The following is a 26,365-nucleotide window of genomic DNA, read 5'->3' on the forward strand; positions in this document are numbered from 1 at the left end:
GGGAGGGAGCGGCGCATGCGCGAGCAGGTCGGGTCCGGCCGGGGATTCCTGGTTGTCGGCGGGAATCAATCACTCATGACAAGGCGCCCAACTCCTCCGCTCCCACCAGGACTTCTCGTCGTGCAGCCGCTCAAGCGGCGGCAGTGTGCCGAGTGCCGGCGAGGGCCGCTGGCACTGCTGGTGCTGGAGGAGGGGGCGCCTCGGTGTCTCGACTGTGCCGATCTCGGGCATCTGGTGTTTCTGCCGAGGGGCGACACCGCGTTGACGCGCAGGTCGCGGGAGGAGAGCGGGTTGTCGGCGGTGGTCGTGCGGTTCAACCGGCGGCAGGGACGCTACGAGCGACAGGGTGTGCTGGTCGAGGAGGCGGGGCTCGCCCGGGCCGAGGAGCGGTGCCTGGCGGATGCGGAGGCACGGCGCCTGCGTCGGACGCGGGACGCGCGGCGGCGGGCCGCGGAGGATCTGCGGTTCACGGAGGCGTTCGCGCGGGAGATCCGCAGGCTGTTGCCGGGGTGCCCGGCGGACCGGGCGACGGAGATCGCCGCGCACGCCTCGGTGCGGGGCAGCGGGCGGGTGGGGCGGAGCGCGGCGGGGCGGGCGTTGTCCGAGGGGGCGGTGATCTCGGCGGTCGTGGCGTCCGTACGGCATGTGGACACGTCGTACGACCTGCTGCTGATGAGCGGGGTCGCGCGGCACGAGGCTCGGCGGCGGATCGCGGGTGCCGTCGAGGAGAGGCTTCGGGAATGGGGGACGGAAACGGGGGCGGATGGGGAGAGGGGGGAGGATACGGCTTCCGGGACGGTTGTCCGGGCCCGGTCGGCGTGAGCTCGGCAGGGGGTCGTGGGCCGGTCGCCCGCAGGGCCGCGTCGTCGAGCAATGGGCATTGTCAGTGGCGGGGGGTTCACTGGTGGGGACGGATGGGGATCGACCTGGGGGACGGCATGATCGATGGGGCGTACTTCGTACTCGTGGTGCTGGGGGTGCTCGGTACCGGGGTGGTGGCCGGGGTGTTCTGCGGGTTCTCGACCTTCGTGATGAGGGGACTCGCCGCGCTGCCGCCCGCGCAGGGGGTCGCGGCGATGCGGGCGATCAACGTCACCGCGCTGCATCCGCCGTTCATGCTCGTGTTCGTCGGGTCGGCCGTGCTGTGTCTGGTGATCGTCGCGGTCACGCTGGTGGTGTGGCCGGACGAGGGTGCGGTGGAGCTGTTGGTGGGCAGCGCGTTGCATCTGTTCGGCTCGTTCGGGCTCACCATGGGCGCGAACGTGCCGCGCAACGACGCCCTGCTGAAGCTGGAGCCCGGTACGGCGGAGGCCGACGCCTACTGGCCCGTGTATGTGCGCGAGTGGACCCTGTGGAACCACATACGCACGGTCGCCTCCGCCGCGGCCTCGGTGCTCTACATCCTTGCCGTCGCGTGAGTCACCGGGCCCGCTCGGCATGCGGGCCGATGAGTCGTATCGTGTCCGGAAGAGAGTGCCGCCCGATGACGCACGGCCCCGTCACGCGTCCGCACGAAGACGGCAAGGACACCGCCATGGGCGATCCCAAGGGTTTTCTCACCACACCACGCCAGGACTGGTTGCGCAGGCCCGTCGAGGAGCGGGTCCGTGACTGGGACGAGGTCTATGTCCCGGGGGCGCTGCTGCCGGTCATCAGCAAGCAGGCCGGTCGCTGCATGGACTGCGGAGTCCCGTTCTGTCACGAAGCCTGTCCGCTGGGCAACCTGATCCCCGAGTGGAACGACCTGGTCTCCCGGGAGGACTGGCGCGCCGCGAGCGACCGGCTGCACGCCACGAACAACTTCCCCGAGTTCACCGGGCGGTTGTGTCCGGCTCCGTGCGAGGCGGGCTGTGTGCTGGCCATCAACCAGCCCGCGGTGACCATCAAGAACGTCGAGGTGGCCATCGCCGACCGGGCCTGGTCGGACGGCTTCGCGCCGCCGCGGCCGCCGGACCGGCTGTCCGGACGTACGATCGCGGTGATCGGGTCGGGGCCCACCGGGCTCGCCGCGGCACAGCAGCTGACCCGGGCCGGGCACACCGTCGCCGTGTACGAGAAGGACGACAGGCTCGGCGGGCTGATGCGGTACGGGATACCCGCTTTCAAGATGGAGAAGCACCACCTTGAGCGGCGCATCGAGCAGATGCGGGCCGAGGGGACCAAGTTCCGTACGTCGACCGCCGTCGGGCGGGATGTCGGGGCCGCCGAACTGCGGTCGCGCTACGACGCGGTGGTGCTGGCGGTGGGGGCCACGGCTTGGCGTGAACTGCCGCTGCCCGGGCGGGAGTTGGCCGGGGTTCATCAGGCGATGGAGTATCTGCCGCTGGCCAACAGGGTGTGCGAGGGGGATCTGGAGGCCTCCCCGATGTCCGCCGCCGGGAAGCACGTCGTCATCGTCGGCGGAGGTGACACGGGGGCCGACTGTCTGGGCACCGCCGTGCGCGAAGGGGCCGCGTCGGTCACCCAGTTGGACATCTACGCCCAGCCCGGCGGGGAGCGCGACGAGGACGTGGATCCCTGGCCGACGTACCCGAAGGTCTACCGGCTGTCGGCCGCGCACGAGGAGGCCCGCGACCTGGAGTCGGCGCCCGCGGCCGATGCCGACGCCCGGCTCTTCGCGGCGTCCACGCTCCGCTTCACGGGCGACGCGGACGGGCACGTACGGGAGCTGCACCTCGTCGAGGTGGACGCGGAGCGTCGGCCGTTGCCCGGGTCGGACCGGACTCTTCCCGCCGACCTCGTGCTGCTCGCCCTCGGCTTCTCCGGACCCGACCGGCAGGACGGACTGATAGACCAGCTCGGGCTCGCCCTCGACCCGCGCGGCACGATCGCCCGCGACGCGGACTTCGCGACGAACGTGCCGGGCGTGTACGCGGCGGGGGACGCGGCCCGCGGGCAGTCGCTGATCGTGTGGGCGATCGCGGAGGGACGGGCGGTCGCGGCGGCCGTGGACCGCCGCCTGACGGGCGGCACACAGTTGCCGGCGCCGATAGGGCCTTACGACCGGCCGATGACCGTGTAGTACGTCCCGTTCCGTCGGCGCCCTGCAAGGGCCGGACCCCGAGAGTGATCCACCTCGGCTCTCTCGTCGCACGGGGGCAGCGGGTGGTCGCTCTGGGTGGCCTTGTTCCCGGCTGCGGGCGAAATCGGCTTCCAGCCAGGAGGAATACGGCCGACGGTAGGATCATTGGCACAGGAGACGGGGCCTCACGGGCCCGCCGCCGATCCTTCGTTCTGCCGTCAGGCGCAGGGCCACCCCTACGCGTCCCCCCTGTTGGCGGTCGGACCTGGAGGGTGTTCTATGACGACGCTCGATGAACGTCACGGCGAAGGCGCACGCGACGGGGACGACCCCCGCGGCGGGGCGGTCCTGGACGTGGTCGCGCGAGACGGCCGCGACACGGTCGGGGTTCACGGCAGAGTAGCCGTCGCCCTGAAGCAGCCCGCCGCCGCTCTTCCCCTGCTCGCCGGTTCCAAGGCGGCGAACCTCGCTCGCGCGGCCGCCGCCGGACTGCCGGTACTGCCCGGATTCGTCATCACGCGCCCGGCGGTCCCGGATGCCGCACCCGACGACCCGCCAGGCACCACGTCCGGCATCCCCACCGGAGTCGCCTCCGCTGTCTCCTCCGGCATCCCCACCAGCGCCTGGCCCGCGCTGCGCCACGCCTGGGACACGCTCTCGGACGGCGGTCGGCGCCCGCTCGTCGTCCGGTCCTCCTCGCCTCAGGAGGACACCGAGGAATCGTCCCTCGCAGGCCGGTTCGCGTCCGTGCTGGACCTACGCGGCTGGGCCGACTTCCGTGCGGCGGTGCGGACCGTGCTCGACTCCGCGCACCGCCCCGGTGAGGCCCCCGCGCCGATGGCCGTGCTGGTCCAGCCGATGCTGACCGCGCGCGTGGGAGGCGTGATGTTCGGCGCCGACCCTGTCGAAGGGCGCGCCGACCGGATGCTGGTGAGCACGGTGCGCGGCGGCCCGGACAGCCTGGTCAGCGGCGAACAGGCCGGGACCGACTACTGGCTGAGCCTGCGTGGCCGCATGCTGCGCACCGAACCGGCGGACGCCGAGCCTCTGCTGGGCAGCTTCGAACTGCGCCGGCTGGCCCGTCTCGCGCGACAGGCCCGCGAGGTCTTCGACGGGCCGCAGGACATCGAGTTCGGGTTCGACGACCACGGGGGACTGTGGCTGTTCCAGAGCCGGCCGATCACCGCGATGGCCGCCCGGCCGCCGCGCGGGGCCCGGCTGCTGGGCCCAGGACCGGTGGCGGAGACCCTGCCGGATCAGCTGGAGCCCCTGGAGGAGGACCTGTGGGTGGCGCCGATGGCGCGCGGCCTCGCCGCCGCGCTCGACATCGGAGGCACCGCTCCCCGGAGGCGGCTGCGCGCAGTGCCGGTGGTCACGGCGGTCGGCGGACGGGCCGCGGCGGATCTGCTGCTGCTCGGCGCCGTCCCGCCCCGGCACCGCTGGCTCGCCCTGCTCAACCCGGCGCCGGGCGGACGCAGGCTCGCCGCCGCCTGGCGGACGGGCCGGCTGGCCTCGGCGCTGCCCGGGCTCGCCGTCGACCTCGTCGCGGACGTCGACCGCCGTCTGGCCGAGACCCCGCCGCCCGCCGACCTGCCGTCGAGCGAACTGGCGTCCACCCTGCGCTGGACGCGTACGACGCTGGTCGCGCTGCACGCCCAGGAGGCGCTGGCCGGTGCGCTGCTGCATGAGAGCCCGGCGAGCGGGGTCGGCGGCAGGACCCGTACGGCGGCCGGTGCCGCCCTCACCGCGCTCGCGGACGCCCGTGACGCCCGCGTCCGGGGGATGCCCGACGAGCAGGTCGTGACCGCCGAACCGGTGGTGCTGGCCCTGACGGCACCGAGCCTGCGTGGACGGAACCGGCTTCCGGCGGTGGCGCCGATTCTTGAGGACGCCCCCGACAGCGCGGCCGGGGCCCCGCGCGCGGGACGTCGTCCCGACCCGGACGGACACGGACGCGGACACGGTCACCCGGCGGCGGTCACCGGCGTGCGCCCGTCCCGGCGGTCTGTCGACCGGCCGGGCGCCACCGCCCCCGTGCTCCCGCCCCGGGAGGCGCTCAGGCTCCGGGTCCGATGGGTGCAGGAGTTGCAGGTGCGGCTCGTGCGGGAGGGGGCGCGCAGGCTGGTCGTACGCGGAGCGCTGGACGACCGCACGCGGGTGGGTCTGCTGCGGTGGCCGGAGTTCATGACCGCGCTGGAGGGCGGGCCGCTGCCCGCGGACGTGCGCGAGCGGCAGCCACTGCCCCCGACCGCCCCGCTGCCGGACGCCTTCCGGGTCGCCGCCGACGGGACCGTGGTCGCCGAGCACCGCACCGGCCCGGCGGGGGGGCGGAGGCCGTGGCGTGTCCGGCGGGCGGGCCGCCGGGACCGCCTGGGACGGCACCGGGACCCCGCCGGCGGACGCGGTGCTTGTCGTACGGACCCTTGATCCCGCGCTCGCCCCGCTGCTGCCCGGGCTCACCGGGCTGGTCGCGCAGACGGGCAGTCCGCTGTCCCATCTCGCCGTGCTGGCACGGGAGTTCGGGCTGCCCGCGGTCGTCGGGACGAAGGACGCCGTGAGCCGGTTCCCGCCGGGCAGCCGTCTCACCGTCGACGGCACCACCGGCGACGTACGCGCCGATGCCGTACGCAACGGCAACGTGCGCACCGACGACGTACGCACCGGCGACGAGACCGGGGCGGGGGCCGGACGATGAGGCGGATCGCATACGTATTCGGCTGGCTGGCCGCCGCCGGGGCGGGCACCTACGTCGTCATCTACCTCTACCGGTGGCAGTGGCAGCGGGCCGTTTTGTGCGGCGTGCTGCTGCTCGTCGTCGAGGTGATGCTGCTGGGAATCACGCTGATCGGGCGGCTCTCGCGGATCGAGGAACAGGTGCGCGAGAGCCGCCGCGGGCAGCAGGAGGTCCTGGCCCGGCTGCGGGAGCCCCCGGCGCGGCAGAGCGCGACGCGGTTCCGCTGGCTGGACGAGCCCGCCGAACGCACGTACGTCTTCGTGCCGGTGCTCATGGTCACCGGGGTGCTGTTGTCCGGGCTCGCGTGGGTCGTGCAGCGCGTAGCGTCGGTCACCGCGAAGCCCGCCGAACGGCGGCTCGCCGATCGCCTGACCGTCCTGGCCGCGCCCGGCCCGGAGGCCGACACCGACCTGGAGGACCTCCCCCCGGTGGGCGGCAGGCGTTCCAGGGGGTACATCGTGCGGACGACGGCCGTGGGGGTCCTCGGTGCCGCCCTGCTCGGCGCGCTCGTCGCCGGGCTCGCCGACCTCACCGAGACCCGCGAGCAGAAGGCGAACGACAGCGCGGCGACCTCCGTACTGGTCCAGGTCGACCTGCGCGGCAGCGGCAGCCTCGTCTCCGACGAGCGGCGTTCGCTCGCCGCGCGCCAGGTCTGGGAGCAGTGCCGGGACTCCACGTCCGTGCCGCTCAACCGTGCGACCCTCGGCGACCTCGGCGACGGGGTGTTCGCCGGTGTGGTCCGGCCGGCGCTCACCGAGCACGACCGCCTGCGGCTGCGCGGCTGCCTGGAGGACGCCGCCCTCGACCGCGCGCACCTCACGGTCGTCGGTATCGGCGACATGGACGCGGACGACGACTAGGAATGCGTAATCGGGGCATTCGGTACTAAAGCGCACCAAATGAGGCGTACGTCACGTAAAGGCTTCGCTGTCAGTGGCCAGGGTTACGATGCAAAAGCGCTGTCGTCCCCTGCATGAACGTACGAACGCGCCCCCGTCCCCAACCCCCCGGGTCATTCATGGCTGCCATCGCCGCTCCCCCGTCCTCGCTACCACTGCCCACCCGTCGTGCGGTCCGCCGCATCCTGCGGATCCTGAGCAGAGTCGTCATCGGCTATCTCGTCCTGTGGGCCACCGGCGCCCTCGGCATCCTGGCGGTGTCGCACTGGGTCAGCGACGAGACGCCGGCGCCGCCCGGCACCCGCGAGGTCCAGGGCGTCCACCACTTCCAACGCGTGGACAGCCAGGGGCGGTTGTGGCGTGGAGCGGCACCCTCGCCCGCCGGTTACCGGGCGTTGGCGGGTCTCGGCATCGCCACGGTCGTCGACCTGCGCGCGGAAGACCTGAACGCGGCCCAGCTCGCCGAACCGCACAAGGCCGGGCTGGACGTCGTACGGCTGCCGATCCGTGACGGGCAGACGCCCACCCAGGGTCAGGTGCAGCGGTTCCTCGATGTCGTCGCCTCGTCGTCCGGGCCGGTGTTCGTCCACTGCGGCGCCGGCGTCGGCCGTACGGGGACGATGGCGGCGGCGTATCTGGTGCAGGCCGACAAGCAGTTGCCGTCGACGGCGGTCCGGCGCAACCTCGCGGTCGGGCCGCCGTCGATCGAGCAGATCTACTACGGGTTGAGCCTCGGCCGGCAGAAGGCCGAGCAGCCGCCGCTCGCGGTGGTGGCGGTCAGCCGGCTCGTGGACGCACCGCGGCGCATGTGGTCGTGGCTGTGAGCCACGCCGCGTAAGCGAGTCAGGACCTGGTGATTCCGGTCCGTACTGCTACCTCCGCAGGCCTGGCGGGCAGGACTGCGAGCAGACGGCCGACCAGGTCTCATACTCCATCCTCGTCGGAGATGACGTACAGCAAGGCGCGTTAACCAAATCAGAATCAGAGGGCTTGACTGAACACAACGGAAGCTGCGGCCCATGAACGGCCGAACCCGACCTCAGGAGAGCAGGAAGTCGGCCTCCCCCGCCTTGGCGCCCTCGATGAAGGCGAGCATCTCGGCGGTGGTGTAGATCAGCGCCGGACCGTCCGGGTCGGTGGACTGGCGGACGGCGATCCGGCCGTCGGCGAGCTTCATCGCCTCCAGGCAGTTGCCTCCGTTGCCACCGCTCCACGGCTTGTGCCAGCCCTCGCTGCCCAGTTCACCGGCGGGCATGCCGTTGTAGATACGGGCGCTCGCCCGCTCGGCGACCCGTTCAGTGGTCAGCTCATTGATTCGCTCGTGGCGTATCCGGACCTTGGACGTCATGCGATCCATGCAGAGATTCAGAGCTCCTTGCGGAGATCGCGAAGGATCTCCTTCGTGCGATGTGCTGTAGCGGACTGAGCCGCCATGCGGTCCATGACCTCCAGGTGGGTGGCCACCTCGCTGCGCGAATCCAGATAGATCGCGCCGGTCAGGTACTCGCTGTAGACCATGTCCGGGAGTTCCGGCACGGCAAAACGGAAAAGCACGAAGGGCCCGTACGTGCCCGGGTGCGGCCCCGAGGAGAAGGGGGCGACCTGGATCGTCACGTTGGGCAGGTTCGTGGCTTCGAGCAGTCTGTCGATCTGCGCACGCATCACCTCCGGGCCGCCCACCGGGCGGCGCAGAACGGTCTCGTCCATCACGACCCACAGCCGGGGCGCGCCGTCACGGGTGAGCAGTCCCTGGCGTTCCATGCGCAGCGCGACATGGCGCTCGATGTCCTCGGGTCTGGTCTGGCCGATGGCACCCGATTGCAGGACACCGACCGCGTATTCCTCGGTCTGCAGCAGGCCGGGGACGAAGTGGGGCTCGTACTGGCGGATGAGGCTCGCCGCGCCCTCCAGGCTGACGTGCATGGAGAACCAGCCGGGCAGCACATCGTGGAACCGCTGCCACCACCCGGGCTGATTGGCGTCCTCGGCCAGCTGGACGAACGCCTCGGCCTCGTCGTCCGAGACGCCGTACGACTTCAGGAGGAGCTGGAGGTAGGGGATCTTGAGGGCGACCTCGGCCATCTCCATACGGCGGACGGTGGCGGGGGCGACCCTGAGGATGCGTGCGGCCTCCTCGCGTCGCAGGCCCGCACGCTCCCGCAGGTCCAGCAGCCGTCGGCCGAGGACGACCTGTCCGACCGTCGGCGCGGACCGCGGTTCGCTCACGCTCCACCTCCATCGAGCACCGGCGTGCGCCGGTGAGGGTTCCTGACAGCCCGGCGGCGCCACCGGGATTCCGTTCGAAGGTTTATTCGAAAACCTACCGAAAGTCCCAACTGGCGCCGCTCCGAGTGCTGTTGCGAGCAGTGTGCCACGCCGTTCCACTCCGTCACACCGCACTCTGCAATTTTCAGAGTGACACTTGCCAAGTGTTCACGGCGGGGAGATAGTGGCAAGCGTGATTCCGTCCCCGCCCTTAGGAACAGACGCCGCCGCGGACCGCTCCGGTCCCGGGGCCGCAGCCGTGCTGCGCCCCGGGACGGCGGCCGAGCGCCGGTTCCGCTTCGAGCTGGCCGCCCATCCGGGCTCGCCCGCGCAGGCCCGCCGCCTGACGCGCGCCCGGCTCACGGGCTGGTCGGTCTGCGAGGACACCTGCGACACAGCCGCCCTGGTCGTCACCGAGCTGGTCACCAACGCCATCGTGCACACCGCGAGCAGCCACATAGTCTGCGAGCTGCACGACGGCGACGACCTGGTGCGCATAGCCGTGCGTGACGAGGGCTGCGCACCCGGTGTGCCCCACCAGTCACCCCAGCGGCCCGACGACGAGCAGGGCAGGGGACTCCTGCTCGTCGAGGCCATGTGCAGGGCCTGGGGCGCCCAGGAACACGGACCCGGCCTGCTGGTCTGGGCGGAGCTCGCCCGAGCGGCGGTCGACACCGACTCCACGGCGCCCCGCGGCGACCTCGGCTGGGGCGCGCCACCACCCCGCCCTGAAACCGTCGGCGACCCGGAACCGGAGCCCGCGGACGACACAGAGGCACACCACGGCCGCTCCGGACACCATGGACGCCACCAGTTTCAGGGCCACGCGACAACGGGGACGGGGACAGAGGCCGAATGGGTGTAAGGGGTTCGTCCACGGGGGCCCGGGTCGTCAGCATGGACACGCTGGTACGCGTGAGGCGCGGCCTGCAAGGTCCGCCCCGTACGGCCACCCCCCTGCGCCTTCCGATACCGGACGGCATGACCGCCCCCCTGGGCTGCGACGCGGTGGCGGTACCCGCGCGCTTCGGCCCGCAGATACTCCCCCGGCTACCCCGCGTGGGCTGCGTCTTCGCGGACGCCAGCCACTGGTGGTGGCTCGTTCCGGCGGACTCCGACTACGCCCTGGAGTGGCCGTCCCCGGCGCACTACGCCACCGGAGCGGTGGTCCGTGACGCCTCGCGTGTCCCGCCCCTTCTGCACCGCCCGCACGACACTCTCCCGTACACCCCGCCGATACCGCTCTACCTCGCCCTGTGCCAGGTGACGGGGACGATCCCGGCGTGGTCGAGGCCGATCAGCGCCTGAAGCCCTCCCCCGAGGGCCCGGCGGCCGCCTCACTCCCCCGCGACAGCGCCCCGGACGATCACGAGGAACGTGTCCGTGGCGAGGTCCATGACGACTTCCGCGGCCAGGCCCTCGAGCCGCCGCGCCTGTGCGAACTCCTCCGCGGGCCAGGAACCGCGCGGCCCGCCGGCGGGAAAGCGTTCGAGCACCTTTCGCCCGTTCACCCTGCACCTCCATGTAGCGCTGATCTCATAGACTTAAACGCTCATCATGGGGAAAGGGCCTCGCCCAGTGACCGTACTGAGACGTAGTTGACACCCGTTCACCGCCAGATGTGAGGATGACCTCACCCTGTTACATCCCTTGTGCCCTTTTTTTCAGGTGGGGTCGTACTCCTGGATCCGCCTGCCGTGGCTCCGGTCGACGAGAGCGGGCAGCCGTTCCGCCAGCTCCCGGACGATTTCCGGCACGTCGAGGGTGAGCAGCTCGCGGTCGCGCATGAGGACACGGCCGTCGACGATCGTCGTACGGACGTCCGAGGAGCGGGCGCTGTGGACGAGGGTGGCGGCGAGGTCGTGCACGGGCTGGGTGTGCGGACCGGTGAGGTCGACGAGGATGATGTCGGCCTTCCGGCCGGGTGCCAGCGCGCCGATCCGCTCGCCGAGTCCCACCGCCCGCGCGCTCTGCAGTGTGGCGTGGCGCAGGGCCTGGCGGGACGTCAGCCAGCGCGGGTCGCCCTCGCTCGACTTCTGGATCAGCGAGGTGAGGGCCATGGACTCCCACACGTCGAGCGAGCTGTTGGAGGCGGCGCCGTCGGTGGCGAGGCCCACGGGAACGCCGATCTCGCGCAGGGCGCGTACCGGGGTGGTGGTGGGCCAGGCGAACCTGAGGTATCCGCGGGGCGCGGTCGCCACGGCCGTACGTCCGTTCGTGCGTGCCAGGACGGGGAGGTCGCGCTCGACGATGCCGGTGCCGTGCGCGATGAGGACGTCGAGGTCGTCGGCCAGCAGACCGGTGCGGGCCAGGATCTCGATCGGGGTGAGGCCGTGCCGGGCGAGGCTGGCGTCGGTCTGGTCGCGGTTCTCGGCGGCGTGGAGGTGCACGGGAAGCCCGTGCTCGCGGGCGAGGTCCGCGGTGGCGGCGAGGTCGGTGTCGTCGACGGTGTACGGGGCGTGCGGGGCGAGGGCCGTGGTGACGCGGCCGTCGGCGCCGCCCCGGTGCCGCAGCGCGAACTCCAGCGACCTCTCCCGCCCCTGGGGCCCCTGCGAGGAGAAGTACGCCTCGCCGAGATGCGCCCGCATCCCGCACTCCTCGACCACCGCGGCGACGGTGTCCATCGAGAAGTAGTGGTCGGCGAAGCAGGTGACACCGCCCCGGATCATCTCGGCGCAGGCCAGCCGCGCACCCAACTCCACGTCGGTGGCGGTGAGGTTGGACTCGATCGGCCACACGACGTCGTTGAACCACTCCTCGGTGGGCAGGTCCTCGGCGATCCCGCGCAGCGCGACCATCGGGGCGTGCGTATGGCAGTTGATGAGCCCCGGCATCGCCAACTGCCCACGCGCGTGGATGCGTTCGACGGCATCAGGAGGTTCGACGCCCACGCCGATCGCCTCGATGATCCCTCTGCGTACGACGATCGAGGCGTCCTCGGCGAACTCGATCCGCCCGTCGCCGCCGGAGTGGAGGAGGGCGGTGCAGCCGGTGATGACGAGGTCCGCGGGAGCAGCGGGAAAAGGCGTCATACGGCCACCGTACGACGGGCTGTGGCCGGTGAGCGGCGCGAACCGTGAGAACCGGGACGGGCGCCGGGCGGCGTCAACCGGCGAGTGACGTCCCGTCCACCCCCGGTACCCGCATCCGGGTCCGCAACCCGGCGCGCTCGCGCCGCTCGGTGAGTTCGTCCAGGAGTTCGGTGAGGTGGTCGCTGTGCCGGCGGGTGAGGTGTCCGGTGTCGTCGAGGTGGACGGCGCAGGCGGTCGCCGTGTCGACAAGTCGTTCGAGGGTGGCGGCGACCTCCTCCGTCCCCTCTGTGTGCCGTGCCAGGGCGGGCAGTTCGGCCGCGGAGTGCGCGATGGCCGTACGGGCCTCGGCGAGCGCGCGATAGGCCTCGCGGCGCAGCATCCAGCGCGCGTGCCGGTCGTCCGAGCCGCTCAGCACATGCTGGAGGTACGCCTGAGCGGCCTCGGCGGCCCGTGCCAGCCGCGCCCGGACGCCTCCGCCGCGCTGCCCGGGCATCGGGAGATGTCCGACGACGAGTACGAGGGCACACGCGACCAGCGTCTCGAGGATCCGGCTCCACGACGCCTGGGGTTCGCCGCCCACCATCACGAGGGCGAGCACGAGCACCGTGACGACGGCGGTCTGGGCGGCGAAGTGCCGGGTGGCGACCGGGATCAGCGCACCGCTCACGGCGACGAGCGCGACAAGCCCCTCGGGGCGTGGCAGTACGGCGGCGAACCCGGCGAAGACGACGGCCCCAAGAACGGTCCCCGCCGCCCGGCACAGGACGCGCGAGACGAGCGGCCCGAGGTCGGGCTTGACCAGGAAGACGGCGGTGGCCGGAATCCAGTACCAGTGGGCGTGGTGCGTGGCCTGCGCGACGGCGGCCCCGGCCCCGAAACAGAGCGCCACCCGCAGCCCGTACTCACGCCCGCCCGCGTCGACGGCTGTGCGCAGCAGGGCGGCGACGGTACGGCGCCGCGTGTGCAGGTCGTGCGTGTCGCCGCCCCGGTCGAAGGCGTCGGCGGCGTGCAGCAGGGCGTCGTCGAGGGCGCGCAGCCCCGGCGCGGAACGGGCGGGGGCGGGCAGCGGCCCGGTGTGCGTGTTGGTGCGTACGGCGGCGGCGAGTCGCCGGGGCCCTTCCGCCACGCGCGCGTGGAGGGCGTCCCCGGCCCAGGCGAGGGCGGTCGCCGCCTCGGCGATGGGCAGCGCGGCGGCGTACTGGGTGCGCAGCCGCCGCTCGTCCGCCGAACTGGCGTACTGGCGCAGCCGGGGCCCGCCGAGGGCGTCCTGGGCGTGGTCGAGGGCGGCGGTGAGGGCGACGCGGCCTGGGCCGGCCTGGTCCGTGCCGGCGGCGTCGAGGAGGTGGGCTATCGCGTCGTACACGGCGGCCACGGCGGCCCGTTCACCGTCGAAGCGGAAGTCACCGGCGCCGGAGCCTGGGGTGGGGAGCGCGAGACGCAGGACCAGTAGCCAGCCGGCGCCCGCGACGAAGAACAGCGCCCGTTGCCAGCCGGGCTCGGGCAACGGCATCCCGGCCCCGATGGCGGCGGCGACGAGCAGTTGCGTACCGGCGCCGGACGCGACGGGCCCGATGGCGCTGATGCCGCCCGCGAGGAGTCCGAGGCCGGTGAGGAGGAGGGTCAGCGGTACGGCACCGAACTGCTGTCCGGCGTACGTCCCGACGATCAGCCCGAGGGCACCCGCCGACGCGGGCACGCCGAGCCGCCTGACGGAGGAACGCCGGCTGCCCGGCCGGTCGTTGATCCCGGCGAGCATGGCACCCAGCGCGGCGAGGACACCGAGGGAGGTGCGGTCCGCCAATACGCCGACCAGCAGCAACGGCCCTGCGGCCAGCGCACCCCGGATCACCGCGTTCCAGGGCACGGGGCCGCGCTGGGCGCGCAGCGCGTGGGCGAGCCAGGGCGGCAGGGCGAGACGCGGGCGCGGACTGCTGGGGCGGGACACAGGGCTCCTGTCGGGCGAGGGCGGGGGTGCGATGCCTTCGGGCGACGATGGCCGGGCTGTGCTCCAGCGTAGATCGGGGCGGTGGAGGAAACGGGGCGCTGGTATTTCGGGGATGTGACGGTCGCCGCGAAAACCGCGTTCTTTATGAACGCAACAGGAGCAGGGCGCAGGGCTGAGACAGGGCCCGGGGCGATTGTCAGTGGTGGGCGCTTCAATGGGAGGTGTCGTCACAGAGCGTGACGATCGAGCTACGGGGGAGGTGGCCATGGCCTGCCATGCCGGCGATCGGGGCTACGGGGAGAGCCACGGACAGCAGGACGATCAGGGGTACGAGGAGGAGGACGGGCAGCGGTACGTCACATTGGCGGGACTGCGGACTCGCGGGTGGACCGGCGGGATGGTGCACCGGCTGCTCGGGCCGCCGGACCGGCTGAGTGTCAATCCACGGTTCAGGGCGGCGCCGCAGGTCCGGTTGTACCGCGTCGAGCGGGTCGAGGCAGCCGAGCGGACCGACGAGTTCCAGCGGGCGGCGGCGACTTCGGCCCGGCGGTCGGAAGCGGTGCGCGACACTGTGCGGCGACGGCGGCTGGAGGTCCTGGAGCGGATCAGGACCGAGCCGATCGAGGTACCGCGCCTGGAGCCGGGCAAGCTGGCCCTGCGGGCGGTGGAACACCGGGCACGCCGGGAGGCGGCGGCCGACGGCCCAATCGAACCGGCCGGCGGCAACTCCGCACCTGACACGGGTCGCGTCGGCCGAGCCACCCTCACCCCCTGGAAGGTCGAGTATCTGAGGCACCGCATGAGCCACTACGACCAACTCCTGGACGGCCTGCCGGGAGGCGAGCGGGACTCCGGCCGGGCCGAGGCCGAGGAACTGCTGCGCCGACGGATCTGCGCGGCCATCGCCGAGGCGTACCCACCGCTTGAACAGGAGTGCGAGAGGCAAACACGCGATCAATGAGCGGGTCCATCGCCAAGGTGAACCCCCGGATGAGATCCCCTCCCGGACCGGACAGACACACCACCCACGTCCCTACGCTCCGGCCATGGAAGATGATCTCGCCCAGCGCGTGCACGAACGCCTGACGGCATGCCCCGGCCTGCGCGCGGTCGGGCCCGCCGAAGAGCACCGGTTCGAACTCTGGGACCTGGCCTCACTCGCCGAGGGCGCCCTCGGCGAGTGCGCCGACCCGGACTCGATCACGGTCGCGCACGAGAAGCGGTTACGCCTGCGGCTCGGGGCGTCCGGACGGGAGTACGAGCACAACGACGACTACCGCAGGAGGTACTGGATCTGGGACACCGCCGAAGACACGCGGTACGGACGGCCGAAGGGGCCGCTCGGAACCGTCGCCGTGGACACCTGGCCGAGCGGGGTGGGCTCGCTGCGCGTCTCGTCGCTGTACGTCCATCCCGTGGCCCGGCGGCGCGGCCTCGCCTCGTCGACGCTGGACACGGTGTACGAGGCGTGCCGCGCCGAGGGCCTGCACGGCTTCCGCCTCGACACGTGCTGGACCTGGCAGCGGAGCGTTCGCTACTACCTCAACCGGGGCCTGTGGGTGACGTCGTGGAAGCACGCGCTCGGACTCGCCCGGCTGTCGTATCTACCCCGGTACGAAGTCAGGGACGACAAGGGCGAGTTGACGTTCCTGGTCACGTCTCCGGATGCGCGCACGCCTGGCGACCCGGTCCCGCTGCTCATCGCCGACGCGGTCGACGGGCGGCTGCGCCTGCGGGAGACCGAGCACTATGCCCGTACCCGCGATGAGCTGAACGCCGTCCGGTACTACGCGCGGTCGACGCTCGCGCTGCATCTCGCGGTGCGTGGGCTGCCGTTGGTGAGAGGGGAGGAGGAATGGGCCGAGGCGGTCTCGGGCCGGTGGTGCGACATCGGCGACCCGGAGGGGCTCGCGCAGAAGATCGAGATCTTCGAGCAGGTCGCCCGCGACGACGGCTGGCGACTCACGGGCCTGTACGACCGATAGGAAATCCGGGTGCACCGCCTCCCGGTACTGCGCATGATCGGTAGGTCGTCGGTGGGCAACCCATGCGCCCGCCCTCGTTTTCACTGTCCCGTCTCCCGCTTCTCGCCTCCCGCCGCTCTCCAGGAGTCCGCCGTGATCAAGCGCGTCACCGTCCCCGGCCTGTTCCCGCCGCCCGTCTACTCCCACGCCTCCGTCGTCGAGGCGGGGACGCGTCTCGCGTTCCTCGCCGGCTCTGTGCCGCTCGACGCACATGGGCGGATCGTCGGCGTGGGGGATCCGGTGCGGCAGGCAGGGCAGGTGATCGCCAATCTGGGCGAGCAACTGCGGGCGGTGGGCAGTGACTTCGCGCATGTCCTGTCGACCGACGTGTACGTGGTGAGCGGCGAGCCCGAGGTGCTGTCCGCCGTCTGGAAGGTCGTCGAGGCCTCTGGTCTGTCCGCCGGACCTCATTCGTCGACCCTCCTCGGAGTGGCCTGCCTCGGCTACCCGGGCCAGTTGGTGGAGATCACGGCAACGGCCGCCGTCCCGAAGATCGCCCTCCGCCGTGCGGTGGCCGGCGATGCCCGCGCCGCGGCCGACGTGCTGCTGCGGTCCAGAGCCGTCGCCCTGCCGACCGTCGCCTGGCCGAAATCCGACGACGAGGTCCGTGACTACTTCCGGGACGTGGTGGTTCCTCACCGCGAGACCTGGGTCGCGGAGGCGTCGGACGGGGGCGGGATCGTCGGCGTGATGGTGCTCGACGGCGACAAGGTGTCCCAGCTGTACCTGCACCCGGAGTGGCGTGGGCACGGCATCGGTGATCTTTTCGTCGCCCTCGCGAAGGAGCGCAGCCCTGGCGGACTGTCCCTGTGGACCTTCCAGGTCAACAAGCCCGCCCACCGCTTCTACGAACGGCACGGATTCGTCGCCGTCGAGCACACGGACGGCAGCGGAAACGAGGAGCGGGAACCGGATGTGCGTTACGCCTGGCGACCTAACCAAGGGTGAGGAGCCCCGCTCTCATTCCCCGCTCTCATTCCCCGCCCTCACTCCCCCGGCCGCCCCCAGCCCCGTCTCTTGGGCAACGGCTTCGCGTACCCGCCCGCGCGGCTCGTCGTCAGTCCCAGCGCGACCAGCGACTCGGCCAGCTTGACCGCCGCTCCCACCCCGTCGACCACCGGCAACCCGAGTTTCTCGCCGACCGCCCGCTGCAGGCCGGTCATCCCCGCGCAGCCCAGGACGAGTACCTCGGCCCCCGCCGCGACCGCCCGCTCGGCCGCGGCGACGAACGCCTCCTCGGTCCGCCGGTCGTCGCCCAGGTCGAGGACGCCAAGGCCGGTGCCGACGACGGCGGCGCAGTTCCGGCCGACGCCGGCGGTGTCGAGGCTGTCCTCGATCTGGCCGCACGACCGCTCGAGGGTGGTGACGACCCCGTACCGCCGCCCGAGCAGACAGGCGAGGTGCGCGGCGGCCTCGGTGATGTCGACGACGGGTACATCCACCAGCTCCCGTACGCCTTCCCGCCCGTGCTCCCCGAACCCGGCCATGACGACGGCGTCGTACGGACCCTCGTATGTGCGCAGGGTGTCGAGGACGGCGGCGGCCGAGAGATAACTGTCGAGCCAGCCCTCCGCCGACTCGGGTCCCCACGCGGGGGTGAGACCGCGCACGGTGGTGCCCGGGCCTGCGACGGCCCGGGCACCTCGTACGATCTCCTCGGTCATCTCCTGCGTCGTGTTGCAGTTGGTGACGACGATCCGCACGTTCAGCCCGCCACGGAAGTGCCGGAGGCGGGAGCGGACGGCTCGTCGGAGAGGGCCGCTGCCCGCTCGTCGCGGCACAGGAGCGCGTACAGCCCCGCCGCCAGCGCCGTACCGATGAACCACGAGTACGGGGCAACGTCGCTGAAGTCCTTCACCAGGGCGAGTACCGCCGCGACGCCGGCCGCGGGCAGAAAGGCCCACAGCGCCTTGGGGTTGACGCCCTTGCGGTAGTAGTAGCGCGATCCGGGCTGGGCGTTGAACAGTTCGTCGACGTCGACGCGGCCCTTCTTGACCCAGAAGTAGTCGAGCATGATCACACCGAACAGCGGTCCCAGGAAGGCGCCGAGGCCGCCGAGGAAGTACTGGACGACCGTGGGGTTGGAGAAGAGGTTCCACGGGGTCACCACCAGCGCGGCGACCGTGCTGATCATGCCGCCGACCTTGAAGGTGATCTTCTGCGGCCAGACGTTGGCCAGGTCGTAGGCGGGTGAGACGAAGTTGGCGACGATGTTGACGCCCATGGTGGCGACGGCGAAGGTCAGGGCCGCCAGTACCAGCACCCAGGTGTTGCCGACCTTGGCGACCAGCTCCGCCGGGTCGGTAATGGCCTCACCGAACACCTCGATCGAACCGGCGGTGACGATGACCGAGACGATCACGAAGGCCGTCGAGTTGAAGGGCAGCCCCCAGAAATTGCCGCGCTTGACGGTCTTGTAGTCGGGCGCGAAGCGCGAGAAGTCGCAGAAGTTGAGCATCAGCGTGCCGTACGTGGCGAGGATCAGCCCGATCGCGCCGAACCACTGCCGCCACTGCTCGCCGACCGACACCGGGTGCGGAGTGGAGGTGAGCGAGATGCTCCAGCCGGCCTTGGCGAGGATCCAGACGGCGAGCGCGATCATGACGAGCCAGATGGCCGGCCCGCAGAAGTCCTGGAACTTCCGTACGGACTCCATGCCCTGGCTGATGATCAACGCCTGGATCAGCCACAGCGAGACGAAGGACACCCAGCCGAGCGCGTCGAGCCCGAGGAAGGAGCTGTGCGTCCAGGATTCGAGGCCCGGCCAGGCCGCGAGCAGCATGACGTTGACGGCGACGGATGCCAGGTAGGTCTGGATGCCGTACCACATGATGGCGATGACAGCCCTGATGAGGGCGGGGATGTTGGCACCCCAGACGCCGAAGCTGATCCGGCTGACCACGGGGAACGGAACGCCGTGCCGCTGGCCGATCTTCCCCATCCAGTTCATGCCGACGTAGATGATCACGAAGCCCACGAGCAGGGAGGTGAAGATCTGCCAGACGTTCATACCGAGGACCAGCAGGCCCGCCGCGAAGGTGTAGTTGCCGAGGTTGTGGACGTCGGACATCCACATCGCGAAGAGGTCGAAGACCTTCCAGTTGCGCTTGCCCGCGGGCGCGAGGTCTTCGTTGGTGAGCCGGGGATCGGGGACGAAGGCTGGGGTGGTGCCGATGGCTTCGGCTCTGTCGGCGAGGGACACGGGAGCTCCATGGGCGAGGGGACGGGGCGGGAGAGGCGGGTTGCAGCGGAGGCGGGGCGAGCGGGGGGCGGAGGAGAACGACAAACGGCAGCAGACCGCAGCAGAGTAGATCGGAACGGGGCCAGCTGCGCCATGTTTGGTATACCAAACTGCGCACATGCTCCTCCCGTCAAGAGTCGGGTCCGATGTCCGCTCTGTTACGGCTCCGTAAATCACGCCCGGGTCGGCGAAGATGGGCCCATGACGAAGATCGAACCGCTCGGAGCGGTGCGCGAGCGCGTCCTGGCGGCCCTGCGCGAGGAGATCATCGCCGGTCGGCTCGGCCCCGGCGACCGACTGGTCGAACGCGAACTGGCCGAACGCTTCGGGGTGTCCCGGGTCCCCGTCCGCGAGGCGATCCGGGCCCTGGTCGCCGAGGGCTTCGTCTTCTTCGAGACCCCGCGGCGCACGGTCGTACGCCGCCTCACCCCGACCGACGTGGCCGAGCTCTTCGAACTGCGCGAGGCGTTGGAGGTCTACGCGTCAGGCCTCGCCGCGTCCCGCGCGACCCCGGCGGACCTGGCCGAACTCGCGGAACTCCTCGACCGGGCCGCCGCGGCGACGGCGGCGGACGACGCGGAGACGATCACCGACGTCAACACCCGCTTCCACGACCGCATCCTGGCCACGGCCGGCAACAGCCTGCTGATCTCGGTCATGGAACCGGTCGACGGCAGACTCCGCTGGCTCACCCGCCGAAACGAGGAGTGGCCCCAACTCCTCACCGAGCACCGCGAGTTGTACGACGCGATCGCGTCCGGCGACCCGGCGCGGGCCCGCGCCCACGCACTGACCCACGTCCAGGCCAACCACCGCTCGACGGTACGGCACCTCTTCGGAACGGAGGGCGAGCTGTGAGCGCCCGTACGGTGATCGGCGCCGCCCGCACCCGCCCCTGCACCCTGATCGTCTGCCGTGGCTGCTGTTGCGGCGACCCGCGCAAGTACCCCGGCTACGACCACGACTGGCAGCTGGAGCGACTGCGGGCGGCGGCCACGGCCTCCGCCGGCCGCCTCGCGGTCCGTACGACGGACTGCCTCGGCCCCTGCGACCAGGCGAACGTCATCGTCGTACAGCCGTCGGGCGAGGGCCGCAGGCGTGGTGGGAAAGCCGTGTGGATCGGCTGGTCGATGGGCGACGACTGCACCGACGAGATACTCCGCTGGGCGGAGGCGGGTGGCCCCGGCGTGGCCCCTCCCCCGGCCTCGCTGGAACTCCAGTTCATACAGTCGGCGGGCGAACGCACCCGCGCCCGCCGCCGTTAGAGGACCGGCTACGGCTGACCGCCGCCCCCTTACGGCTGGGCCGGCTCAGCCACGGGCGGCGTACCGGTCCGTGGCCGCCACCAGCTCGTCCACCATGCCCGGCGCTCCGGCGTTGTGGCCCACCTCGTCGACGACGATCAACTCGCTGCCGGGCCAGGCGTGATGGAGCCGCCACACCGTGCCGAGCAGATTCCCGGGATCGAGGCTGCCCTGGACGAGGGTGCCGGGGATGCCTTTGAGCAGGTGCGCGTCGCGCATCACGACGCCGTGCGCGCCCTCGTTCCCTTCGCCCAGGAAGTGGTCGCCGCCCCAGTAGTGGGTGACGGTCCGGGCGAAGCCCATGCGGAACACCGGGTCCTCGTAGCGCGGTACGGAGCGGGGCGGCGCCGGGATCATGGCCGTCTCCCAGTCGGTCCACGCCCGCGCGGCGCGCTCTCGCACCTCTGGGTCGGGCGACTCCAGCAGCCGGTTGTACGCGGCGGCCAGATTCCCGTCCCGCTCGTCCTCGGGCACCCCGGCACGGAATCGCTCGAACGCCTCGGGGAACAGATTCCCCAGTCCTCTGGTCAGCAGGGCCACTTCGGCGTCGGAACCGGTCGCAACCGCGGTGAGCACCAGTTCGGACACGACATCCGGATGCGTCTGGGCGTAGCGAAGCCCGAGCACCGAACCCCACGACACGCCCCAGACCAGCCACCGCTCGATCCCCAAGTGCCGCCTCAGCAGCTCGAGATCGGCCAGGATATGGGCCGTCGTGTTGACGCTCATATCGGTGTCGTAGGCGCTCGCGTGCGGCGTCGAACGCCCGGCCCCACGCTGGTCCAGCAGCACGATCCGGTACTCCGCCGGATCGAAGTACCGGCGGAAGTTCGCGCTCGCTCCCGACCCCGGCCCACCGTGCAGCATCACCGCCGGTTTGCCCCGCGGGTTGCCGCAGACCTCCCAGTAGACGCGGTTGCCGTCGCCGACCTCCAGCATGCCGTGGTCGTACGGTTCGATCTCCGGATACAGGCCCATCGGGGCAACGTAACGCGCCCGCGCCGGTCCGGTCCCCCCATTTTCCGCGCAGCCGCTCCCGCTACCGGTGGGGCAGGCCGGCGGCGCTCGCCGCGTCCCGCAGTACGTCCTGGAGCATCGCGGGTGTGAGGCGGCCGGTGAAGGTGTTGCGCTGGCTGACGTGGAAGCACCCGAAGAGCCGCAACCCGCCGCCGAGGGTGACCCGCGCCCCGTGCCCGAAGGCGGGGCGCGGACGCGGCACGCTCCAGCCGGCCGCGTCGAGGGCGGGCAGCGTCGCCTGCCAGCCGAACGCCCCGAGCACCACCACGGCCCGCAGTGTCGGCCGGAGCAGTTCCAGCTCGCTCAGCAGCCAGGGCCGGCAGGCGTCCCGCTCCTCGGGCGTCGGCTTGTTGGCGGGCGGGGCGCAGTGCACGGGCGAGGTGATGCGTACGCCGTACAGGTCGAGCCCGTCGTCGACACTCACTGATGTGGCCTGCGACGCCAGCCCCACCTCGTGCAGCGCCGCGTACAGCACGTCTCCCGAGCGGTCCCCGGTGAACATCCGCCCGGTCCGGTTCCCGCCGTGGGCAGCGGGCGCCAGTCCGACGATCAGCAGCCGGGCGTCCGGCGGCCCGAACCCGGGCACCGGTCGCCCCCAGTAGTCCCAGTCGGCGAAACCGGCCCGCTTGGTACGGGCGACCTCCTCCCGCCAGGCGACCAGCCGGGGGCAGACCCGGCACCCGGCGATCCGCTCGTCGAGCAGGGCCAGCGTGGTCGGCCCGGTCAGCCCGGTTGCCCCGGTTGCCGGATCACTGGTGTCCATGCGTCCACGGTAGAACGGCGGAGAGGAACGCCGCCGCGACCGGAAAAACCCGTCCGGTCCGCCCGATCCGGCGTACTAAGGTCGGGGGCATGGCATCTGGCAGGGCTTCCGAGGGCGCGAACACCGAAGACGGCGCACGGGTGGAGAACGGCACGCGGGCCGAGAACGGCACGCACGTCGAAGATGGCACCGCCGCCGGGACGGCGCCGGCCTCCTCGGCAGTGGCGGCGGCGGACGCAGCCGGTCCCGCGAGCGGTGAGACCGTCCGCATCGACAGCTGGATCTGGTCCGTACGTCTGGTGAAGACCCGCTCCATGGGCGCGACCGCCTGCCGAGGCGGCCACGTCCGTGTCAACGGCGAGCGCGTGAAGCCCGCGTACTCCGTGCGCGTCGGCGACGAGGTACGCCTCCGCCACGCGGGCCACGAACGGATCGTCGTGGTGAAGCGCCTGATCCGCAAGCGGGTCGGGGCGCCCGTGGCCATCCAGTGCTACGTCGACAACAGCCCTCCGCCGCCACCCCGCGAGGCCGTCGCACCGGCCGGCGTCCGCGACCGCGGCGCGGGCCGCCCGACCAAGCGGGACCGCCGCGAGATGGAACGCCTACGAGGTGTCGGCGGACCCGGCGACGCCTCGTAGGACGGCCGCCGGGCCCTCCCCGGAGGGCGGGCCCTCATGCGTCACACCACACCTTCTACGCCTGGCGCCGCACCAGCCGCAGCAGATCCGCGTTGTGCCCTCGGCGGGCCCAGGCTATGAGCGTGAGCGGCACCATGAGGATCACCGGTGTCGCCGCGTACTGCCCGTCGAAGACGGTGACCTGCACGACGAACGCGCCGACCATCAGCGCGCTCAACGCCATCGCGGCCACCGACTGCAGCACCGGGATCAACAGGGCGACGGCTCCGGCCAGTTCGAGCAGGCCAATGGTGTACATACCCGCGCTGCCCCAGCCGATCCTGTCGAAGGACTCGGCGGCCGACGGGTGCGCGATCAGCTTGGGCAGCGCACTCGCGAAGCCGTAGAACAGCGCCAGCACCACCTGAAGCGCTCGCAGTGCGATCCAGGCGCGCCGCGCCCGAGCGGACCCGGCCCCTGACCCGGTGGCAGTGCCGTGAGTGGTGGAAACGTCGGAGCCGGCGGTGACGGTGAGGGACGTGGTGGGGGCGGGGGCGGTGGTCTCGGACATGGAAGTCTCCCGTGTGAGCGGTTGGGTTGCTTTCGCAGAGGTAGACCGACCGTCGCCCCAGAACTCATCGCCGCCCGGCGGTACTTCTCAGACCGGCCGCAGTGCCTGGTGCGGCCCGCTCGGGAGCTCCACCTTGACCGTGTCTCCGGGGCGCACCTCACCCCCTTCCGTCACGACGCTCATGATTCCGGCCTTGCGGACGACGTTCCCGGCGGCGTCCCGACCGACCACCTGCTTGAGCAGCCCGTCCTGGTATCCGTCGATCTGCAGGCAGGGATTGCGCAGGCCGGTCACCGTCAGCACCACGTCGTCGCCGATGTGCAACAAGGTGCCGACCGGAAGTGCCAGCAGATCGACACCCCGGGTGGTGATGTTCTCGCCGAGCTCACCGGGCGCCACCTCGAACCCCTGCTCGGCGACCTCGGCGAGGAGTTCCTCGTGCACGAGGTGCACCTGGCGCAGATTCGGCTGCGTGGGATCCTTCGCCATGCGCGAGCGATGCCTGACGGTCGTCCCGGCGTGTATGTCCCCTTGGACGCCGAGCCCGGCCAGCAGTCTGACGCTGTCCCGGTTCGGCTTGCTGAACGAGTACACCCCGTTGCTGCTGACCGCCACCACTGTGCCGCTCATCCCTGAGCACCCCCTCGTCATTTCGTGCGTTCACTACACGCTCCCCCTACCCACGCACCGCCCTCACCCAGACCCCGTCCTCCGTCACATACCGGTCCACCCTCAGCCCGGCCTCCCCCAGAGCCTCCTCGAACTGCTCCGGTGTCAACGGTCTGGCCAGGAAGGTCTGGGTCCACGTCGCGTCCGGGAACGCGTACTCCGCGTGCACCGAGTGGACGCCGTCCCCGACCGGCTCCGACGACACCAGCCGTATCGTCGACCCGGCCGGGCCGACCCGCTCGCGGGGCAGGTTCGTGTGGTAGTCCGCGCCCTCGCGCTGGATCAGCACCCGGCCGCCCTCCGCGAGGTGCCGGACGCAGGTGCGCAGCAGTCCCCGCCGCACCTCGACGTCCCCGGCGTGCACGAGGAAGGACGCGAGCAGCACGACGTCGAACTTCTCGTCCAGCTCGAGATCCTCGATCGGGCTGCATATCGTCCGCGCTCCCCGGACGCGCTCCAGCATCTCGGCCGACTCGTCCACCGCCGTGACCGTGAAGCCCCGTTCCAGGAGGGGGTGGGTCATGCGTCCGACACCGCTGCCCAGCTCCAGGATGTGCGTGTCGGCGGGTACCGCCGCGGCGATGATGTCCGGCTCGTCGCCGATCGGCAGGCGTGAGTAGAGCTCGACCGCGCAGCCGTCCGGGGTGATGGCACCTGGTCCCGTGCCTTCATATCCTTCTCGCGTTTCCCGTTTCATGCCCGCACAACGGCCCGCGACCGCACGGCCGTTCCCCCTGCCAGCCGGTTCACCCGTTCGAGTCAAACCGCTGGAAACGGGAACCCTCCGGCCCGATGAACCAGTGCCCGCCCGCCCGCTACTCCCGCCTCCTGGCGAGCCGGAGGCGTTCCGTCGGCCTTTGGTGAACGTCCGGTCCGGAGAGTACGTTGCAGGAAGGAGTGGTGGTCCTGATGCGTACAGGCAGTGAGCCGATGACAGCGCGCAGTGCCCTGCGGGCGCGCCTGTGGCTGAGCGTGTGGGGGCTGGTGTGGGCGATCGCCGGCACCGCCGCGTTCGCGCTCGCCGGACGCCCTGGGTGGGCTGCTGCCTGCGGTGTCCTGTGGCTGGTCGTCACGGTCGACCTGACCATGATCCTGCGGCACATCCGGCAGGGCCCGCACTACCAGCCGGGCCCCGACATCCCGCCGTACCGCCCACCGGAACAGCGCGGCCCGTAAGAAACCCCGGCTCTAGGGCTGCGAGTCGTCGAAGCGCGCCGCTTCCAGATAGCGCGGGTTCGGGTCGAGTGCCGCCGCCAGCCGGAAGTGACGCTTGGCCTGGTCGGGGCGGCGCTGACGCTCGTAGGTACGCGCGAGCGCGTAGTGCGCGAACGCGTTGTCCGGCTCGCGCTCCAGGACGATCGTGAACTCGAGTTCCGCGGGCCGCAGTTGAGCGGCGGCGAAGAAGGCACGCGCGCGCAGCAGCCGGGCGGCGGTGTTCTCGGGGTGCGCGGCGATCACGGAGTCGAGCAGTTTCACCGCGCCACGGGGATCGCGCGCGTCGAGCAGTCGCTCGGCGGCGCGAAAGTCGATGACATGCGTCTCCGGAGTACGTCCGGTCGATCCGCTGGTCTGGGGCACGGCTGAGTCCTTCCCTCACTGCGCCGGTTCAACGCCCGGACAGCGCAGCGCTATTCCCCGGATGTCCGTGCTCTGCGTACGAGATCCGCCCATACGTCCCTTACGCGGCGTTGCAGTTGCTCCAGGGGCACGTCGTTGTCGATGACGACATCCGCGATTTCCAGCCGCTTCTCGCGGGTCGCCTGGGCGGCCATGCGCGCGCGTGCGTCGTGCTCCGTCATGCCGCGCAGCCGGACCAGCCGGTCGAGCTGGGTCTCGGGGCGCGCGTCGACGACGATCACGAGGTCGTAGAGCGACTTGAGGCCGTTCTCCGCGAGCAGCGGGACGTCGTGGACGACGACCGCGTCGTCCGCCGCGGCGGCTTCGAGGGCGCGCGACCGGGCGCCCACGAGGGGGTGCACGATGGAGTTGAGCACGGCGAGCTTCTCCGGGTCGGCGAAGACGATCGAACCCAGTTTGGGCCGGTCCAGTCCGCCGTCCTCGGCGAGCACCTCCGTACCGAAGGCGTCGACCACCGCGGCGAGCCCCTCGGTCCCCGGGGCGACGACCTCGCGCGCGATACGGTCCGCGTCGATCAAAACCGCGCCCTGCGCGACGAGCAGCCGCGACACCTCACTCTTGCCGGCCCCGATGCCGCCGGTCAGGCCCACTGTCAGCATGCCGGGAAGCTTAGGGCCTGGCACT

30 protein-coding genes and 1 pseudogene are annotated in these 26,365 nt (G+C 71.6%); 17 read left to right on the forward strand and 14 right to left on the reverse strand.

Annotated features, from left to right (window positions below):
- Positions 1 to 75: 75 nt before the first annotated feature.
- The 7 genes from ABZ855_RS19340 to ABZ855_RS19370 all read left to right on the forward strand — a co-directional run bounded on the left by ABZ855_RS19340 (position 76) and on the right by ABZ855_RS19370 (position 7,479).
- Positions 76 to 822, forward strand: coding sequence for a DUF2293 domain-containing protein (locus tag ABZ855_RS19340; RefSeq protein WP_360808292.1), 747 nt, complete (start codon positions 76 to 78; stop codon positions 820 to 822).
- Between the two features lie 116 nt (positions 823 to 938).
- On the forward strand, positions 939 to 1,418 hold the full coding sequence (locus ABZ855_RS19345) for an anthrone oxygenase family protein (RefSeq protein ID WP_360808429.1): 480 nt from the start codon (positions 939 to 941) through the stop codon (positions 1,416 to 1,418).
- 116 nt (positions 1,419 to 1,534) lie between these two features.
- Entirely contained in the window at positions 1,535 to 3,022 is a 1,488-nt protein-coding gene (locus ABZ855_RS19350; RefSeq protein ID WP_360808431.1) for a glutamate synthase subunit beta, read from the forward strand.
- 279 nt (positions 3,023 to 3,301) lie between these two features.
- Positions 3,302 to 5,449, forward strand: a complete 2,148-nt coding sequence (locus ABZ855_RS19355) for a PEP/pyruvate-binding domain-containing protein (RefSeq protein ID WP_360808294.1) — start codon at positions 3,302 to 3,304, stop codon at positions 5,447 to 5,449.
- Positions 5,427 to 5,717 (forward strand): PEP-utilizing enzyme, encoded by a 291-nt coding sequence (locus ABZ855_RS19360; protein ID WP_360808296.1) that lies wholly within the window; start codon positions 5,427 to 5,429, stop codon positions 5,715 to 5,717. Before ABZ855_RS19355 ends, ABZ855_RS19360 begins: the two co-directional genes overlap by 23 nt.
- Entirely contained in the window at positions 5,714 to 6,616 is a 903-nt protein-coding gene (locus tag ABZ855_RS19365) for a hypothetical protein (RefSeq protein ID WP_360808298.1), read from the forward strand. The genes ABZ855_RS19360 and ABZ855_RS19365 overlap by 4 nt, the downstream gene beginning before the upstream one ends.
- 158 nt (positions 6,617 to 6,774) lie before the next feature.
- Positions 6,775 to 7,479, forward strand: a complete 705-nt coding sequence (locus ABZ855_RS19370) for a tyrosine-protein phosphatase (protein ID WP_360808300.1) — start codon at positions 6,775 to 6,777, stop codon at positions 7,477 to 7,479.
- A gap of 215 nt (positions 7,480 to 7,694) precedes the next feature.
- On the opposite strand, the gene ABZ855_RS19375 is transcribed toward ABZ855_RS19370, so the two are convergent.
- Entirely contained in the window at positions 7,695 to 7,910 is a 216-nt protein-coding gene (locus tag ABZ855_RS19375; RefSeq protein ID WP_055525969.1) for a DUF397 domain-containing protein, read from the reverse strand.
- A 110-nt stretch (positions 7,911 to 8,020) separates the two neighbouring features.
- A complete protein-coding gene (locus tag ABZ855_RS19380) occupies positions 8,021 to 8,881 on the reverse strand; it encodes a helix-turn-helix transcriptional regulator (protein ID WP_360808302.1) in 861 nt (286 codons plus the stop codon).
- Between the two features lie 223 nt (positions 8,882 to 9,104).
- On the opposite strand from ABZ855_RS19380, the gene ABZ855_RS19385 reads away from it, so the two are divergent.
- Together ABZ855_RS19385 and ABZ855_RS19390 are read left to right on the forward strand one after the other, a co-directional pair.
- Positions 9,105 to 9,785, forward strand: a complete 681-nt coding sequence (locus ABZ855_RS19385; protein WP_360808304.1) for an ATP-binding protein — start codon at positions 9,105 to 9,107, stop codon at positions 9,783 to 9,785.
- Positions 9,776 to 10,228 (forward strand): hypothetical protein, encoded by a 453-nt coding sequence (locus ABZ855_RS19390; RefSeq protein WP_360808306.1) that lies wholly within the window; start codon positions 9,776 to 9,778, stop codon positions 10,226 to 10,228. The genes ABZ855_RS19385 and ABZ855_RS19390 overlap by 10 nt, the downstream gene beginning before the upstream one ends.
- Positions 10,229 to 10,257: 29 nt before the next feature.
- Here ABZ855_RS19390 and ABZ855_RS19395 read toward each other — a convergent pair whose 3' ends face one another.
- The 3 genes from ABZ855_RS19395 to ABZ855_RS19405 form a co-directional block, all read right to left on the reverse strand.
- Positions 10,258 to 10,431, reverse strand: coding sequence for a hypothetical protein (locus tag ABZ855_RS19395; RefSeq protein WP_319199629.1), 174 nt, complete (start codon positions 10,429 to 10,431; stop codon positions 10,258 to 10,260).
- A gap of 153 nt (positions 10,432 to 10,584) precedes the next feature.
- The gene (locus tag ABZ855_RS19400; RefSeq protein WP_360808308.1) at positions 10,585 to 11,952 is read right to left on the reverse strand and encodes an amidohydrolase; all 1,368 of its coding nucleotides are present in this window, start codon (positions 11,950 to 11,952) and stop codon (positions 10,585 to 10,587) included.
- A gap of 73 nt (positions 11,953 to 12,025) precedes the next feature.
- Positions 12,026 to 13,897 carry an FUSC family protein gene (locus ABZ855_RS19405; RefSeq protein WP_360808310.1) on the reverse strand — a complete coding sequence of 624 codons (1,872 nt, stop codon included), beginning with the start codon at positions 13,895 to 13,897 and terminating at the stop codon, positions 12,026 to 12,028.
- A 265-nt stretch (positions 13,898 to 14,162) separates the two neighbouring features.
- Between ABZ855_RS19405 and ABZ855_RS19410 the strand changes: the two genes are divergently transcribed.
- The 4 genes and pseudogenes from ABZ855_RS19410 (at position 14,163) to ABZ855_RS19425 (ending at position 16,869) form a co-directional block, all read left to right on the forward strand.
- Positions 14,163 to 14,858 carry a hypothetical protein gene (locus ABZ855_RS19410; protein ID WP_360808312.1) on the forward strand — a complete coding sequence of 232 codons (696 nt, stop codon included), beginning with the start codon at positions 14,163 to 14,165 and terminating at the stop codon, positions 14,856 to 14,858.
- 85 nt (positions 14,859 to 14,943) lie between these two features.
- Positions 14,944 to 15,882 (forward strand): GNAT family N-acetyltransferase, encoded by a 939-nt coding sequence (locus ABZ855_RS19415; protein WP_360808314.1) that lies wholly within the window; start codon positions 14,944 to 14,946, stop codon positions 15,880 to 15,882.
- A gap of 132 nt (positions 15,883 to 16,014) precedes the next feature.
- Positions 16,015 to 16,413, forward strand: a pseudogene (locus ABZ855_RS19420) (RidA family protein); the annotation flags it as partial.
- Positions 16,387 to 16,869: a GNAT family N-acetyltransferase gene (locus ABZ855_RS19425; RefSeq protein WP_360808433.1), complete on the forward strand. Its 483-nt coding sequence runs from the start codon at positions 16,387 to 16,389 to the stop codon at positions 16,867 to 16,869. The pseudogene ABZ855_RS19420 and the gene ABZ855_RS19425, both read left to right, overlap by 27 nt.
- A 38-nt stretch (positions 16,870 to 16,907) precedes the next feature.
- Here ABZ855_RS19425 and ABZ855_RS19430 read toward each other — a convergent pair whose 3' ends face one another.
- Positions 16,908 to 17,624, reverse strand: a complete 717-nt coding sequence (locus ABZ855_RS19430; protein WP_360808316.1) for an aspartate/glutamate racemase family protein — start codon at positions 17,622 to 17,624, stop codon at positions 16,908 to 16,910.
- Between the two features lie 2 nt (positions 17,625 to 17,626).
- Positions 17,627 to 19,123 carry an NCS1 family nucleobase:cation symporter-1 gene (locus ABZ855_RS19435; protein WP_360808318.1) on the reverse strand — a complete coding sequence of 499 codons (1,497 nt, stop codon included), beginning with the start codon at positions 19,121 to 19,123 and terminating at the stop codon, positions 17,627 to 17,629.
- Between the two features lie 240 nt (positions 19,124 to 19,363).
- Between ABZ855_RS19435 and ABZ855_RS19440 the strand changes: the two genes are divergently transcribed.
- Both ABZ855_RS19440 and ABZ855_RS19445 read left to right on the forward strand, forming a co-directional pair.
- On the forward strand, positions 19,364 to 20,020 hold the full coding sequence (locus ABZ855_RS19440) for a GntR family transcriptional regulator (RefSeq protein WP_319199622.1): 657 nt from the start codon (positions 19,364 to 19,366) through the stop codon (positions 20,018 to 20,020).
- On the forward strand, positions 20,017 to 20,427 hold the full coding sequence (locus ABZ855_RS19445; RefSeq protein WP_360808320.1) for a (2Fe-2S) ferredoxin domain-containing protein: 411 nt from the start codon (positions 20,017 to 20,019) through the stop codon (positions 20,425 to 20,427). Before ABZ855_RS19440 ends, ABZ855_RS19445 begins: the two co-directional genes overlap by 4 nt.
- A gap of 45 nt (positions 20,428 to 20,472) precedes the next feature.
- On the opposite strand, the gene pip is transcribed toward ABZ855_RS19445, so the two are convergent.
- Together pip and ABZ855_RS19455 are read right to left on the reverse strand one after the other, a co-directional pair.
- Complete coding sequence (gene pip / locus ABZ855_RS19450; protein WP_360808322.1) at positions 20,473 to 21,444, reverse strand: prolyl aminopeptidase; 972 nt, start codon at positions 21,442 to 21,444, stop codon at positions 20,473 to 20,475.
- 61 nt (positions 21,445 to 21,505) lie between these two features.
- Complete coding sequence (locus ABZ855_RS19455) at positions 21,506 to 22,246, reverse strand: uracil-DNA glycosylase (RefSeq protein ID WP_360808324.1); 741 nt, start codon at positions 22,244 to 22,246, stop codon at positions 21,506 to 21,508.
- Positions 22,247 to 22,335: 89 nt separating this feature from the next.
- Here ABZ855_RS19455 and ABZ855_RS19460 point away from each other — a divergent pair, with 89 nt between their 5' ends.
- A complete protein-coding gene (locus ABZ855_RS19460) occupies positions 22,336 to 22,884 on the forward strand; it encodes an RNA-binding S4 domain-containing protein (RefSeq protein ID WP_360808326.1) in 549 nt (182 codons plus the stop codon).
- 55 nt (positions 22,885 to 22,939) lie between these two features.
- On the opposite strand, the gene ABZ855_RS19465 is transcribed toward ABZ855_RS19460, so the two are convergent.
- From ABZ855_RS19465 to ABZ855_RS19475, 3 genes are all read right to left on the reverse strand, one after another.
- Complete coding sequence (locus ABZ855_RS19465; RefSeq protein WP_360808328.1) at positions 22,940 to 23,434, reverse strand: DoxX family protein; 495 nt, start codon at positions 23,432 to 23,434, stop codon at positions 22,940 to 22,942.
- Between the two features lie 87 nt (positions 23,435 to 23,521).
- On the reverse strand, positions 23,522 to 24,064 hold the full coding sequence (locus tag ABZ855_RS19470) for an MOSC domain-containing protein (protein ID WP_360808330.1): 543 nt from the start codon (positions 24,062 to 24,064) through the stop codon (positions 23,522 to 23,524).
- A 46-nt stretch (positions 24,065 to 24,110) separates the two neighbouring features.
- Positions 24,111 to 24,800, reverse strand: coding sequence for a class I SAM-dependent methyltransferase (locus ABZ855_RS19475; RefSeq protein WP_360808332.1), 690 nt, complete (start codon positions 24,798 to 24,800; stop codon positions 24,111 to 24,113).
- A gap of 212 nt (positions 24,801 to 25,012) precedes the next feature.
- Between ABZ855_RS19475 and ABZ855_RS19480 the strand changes: the two genes are divergently transcribed.
- Positions 25,013 to 25,279, forward strand: a complete 267-nt coding sequence (locus ABZ855_RS19480) for a DUF6343 family protein (RefSeq protein ID WP_327694166.1) — start codon at positions 25,013 to 25,015, stop codon at positions 25,277 to 25,279.
- Positions 25,280 to 25,291: 12 nt separating this feature from the next.
- Here ABZ855_RS19480 and ABZ855_RS19485 read toward each other — a convergent pair whose 3' ends face one another.
- Both ABZ855_RS19485 and coaE read right to left on the reverse strand, forming a co-directional pair.
- Entirely contained in the window at positions 25,292 to 25,681 is a 390-nt protein-coding gene (locus ABZ855_RS19485; RefSeq protein ID WP_360808334.1) for a tetratricopeptide repeat protein, read from the reverse strand.
- Between the two features lie 50 nt (positions 25,682 to 25,731).
- Entirely contained in the window at positions 25,732 to 26,340 is a 609-nt protein-coding gene (gene coaE, locus ABZ855_RS19490; RefSeq protein ID WP_360808336.1) for a dephospho-CoA kinase, read from the reverse strand.
- Positions 26,341 to 26,365: the final 25 nt, after the last annotated feature.

The organism is Streptomyces sp. NPDC047042 (assembly GCF_040644035.1).
GTDB lineage: Bacteria > Actinomycetota > Actinomycetes > Streptomycetales > Streptomycetaceae > Streptomyces.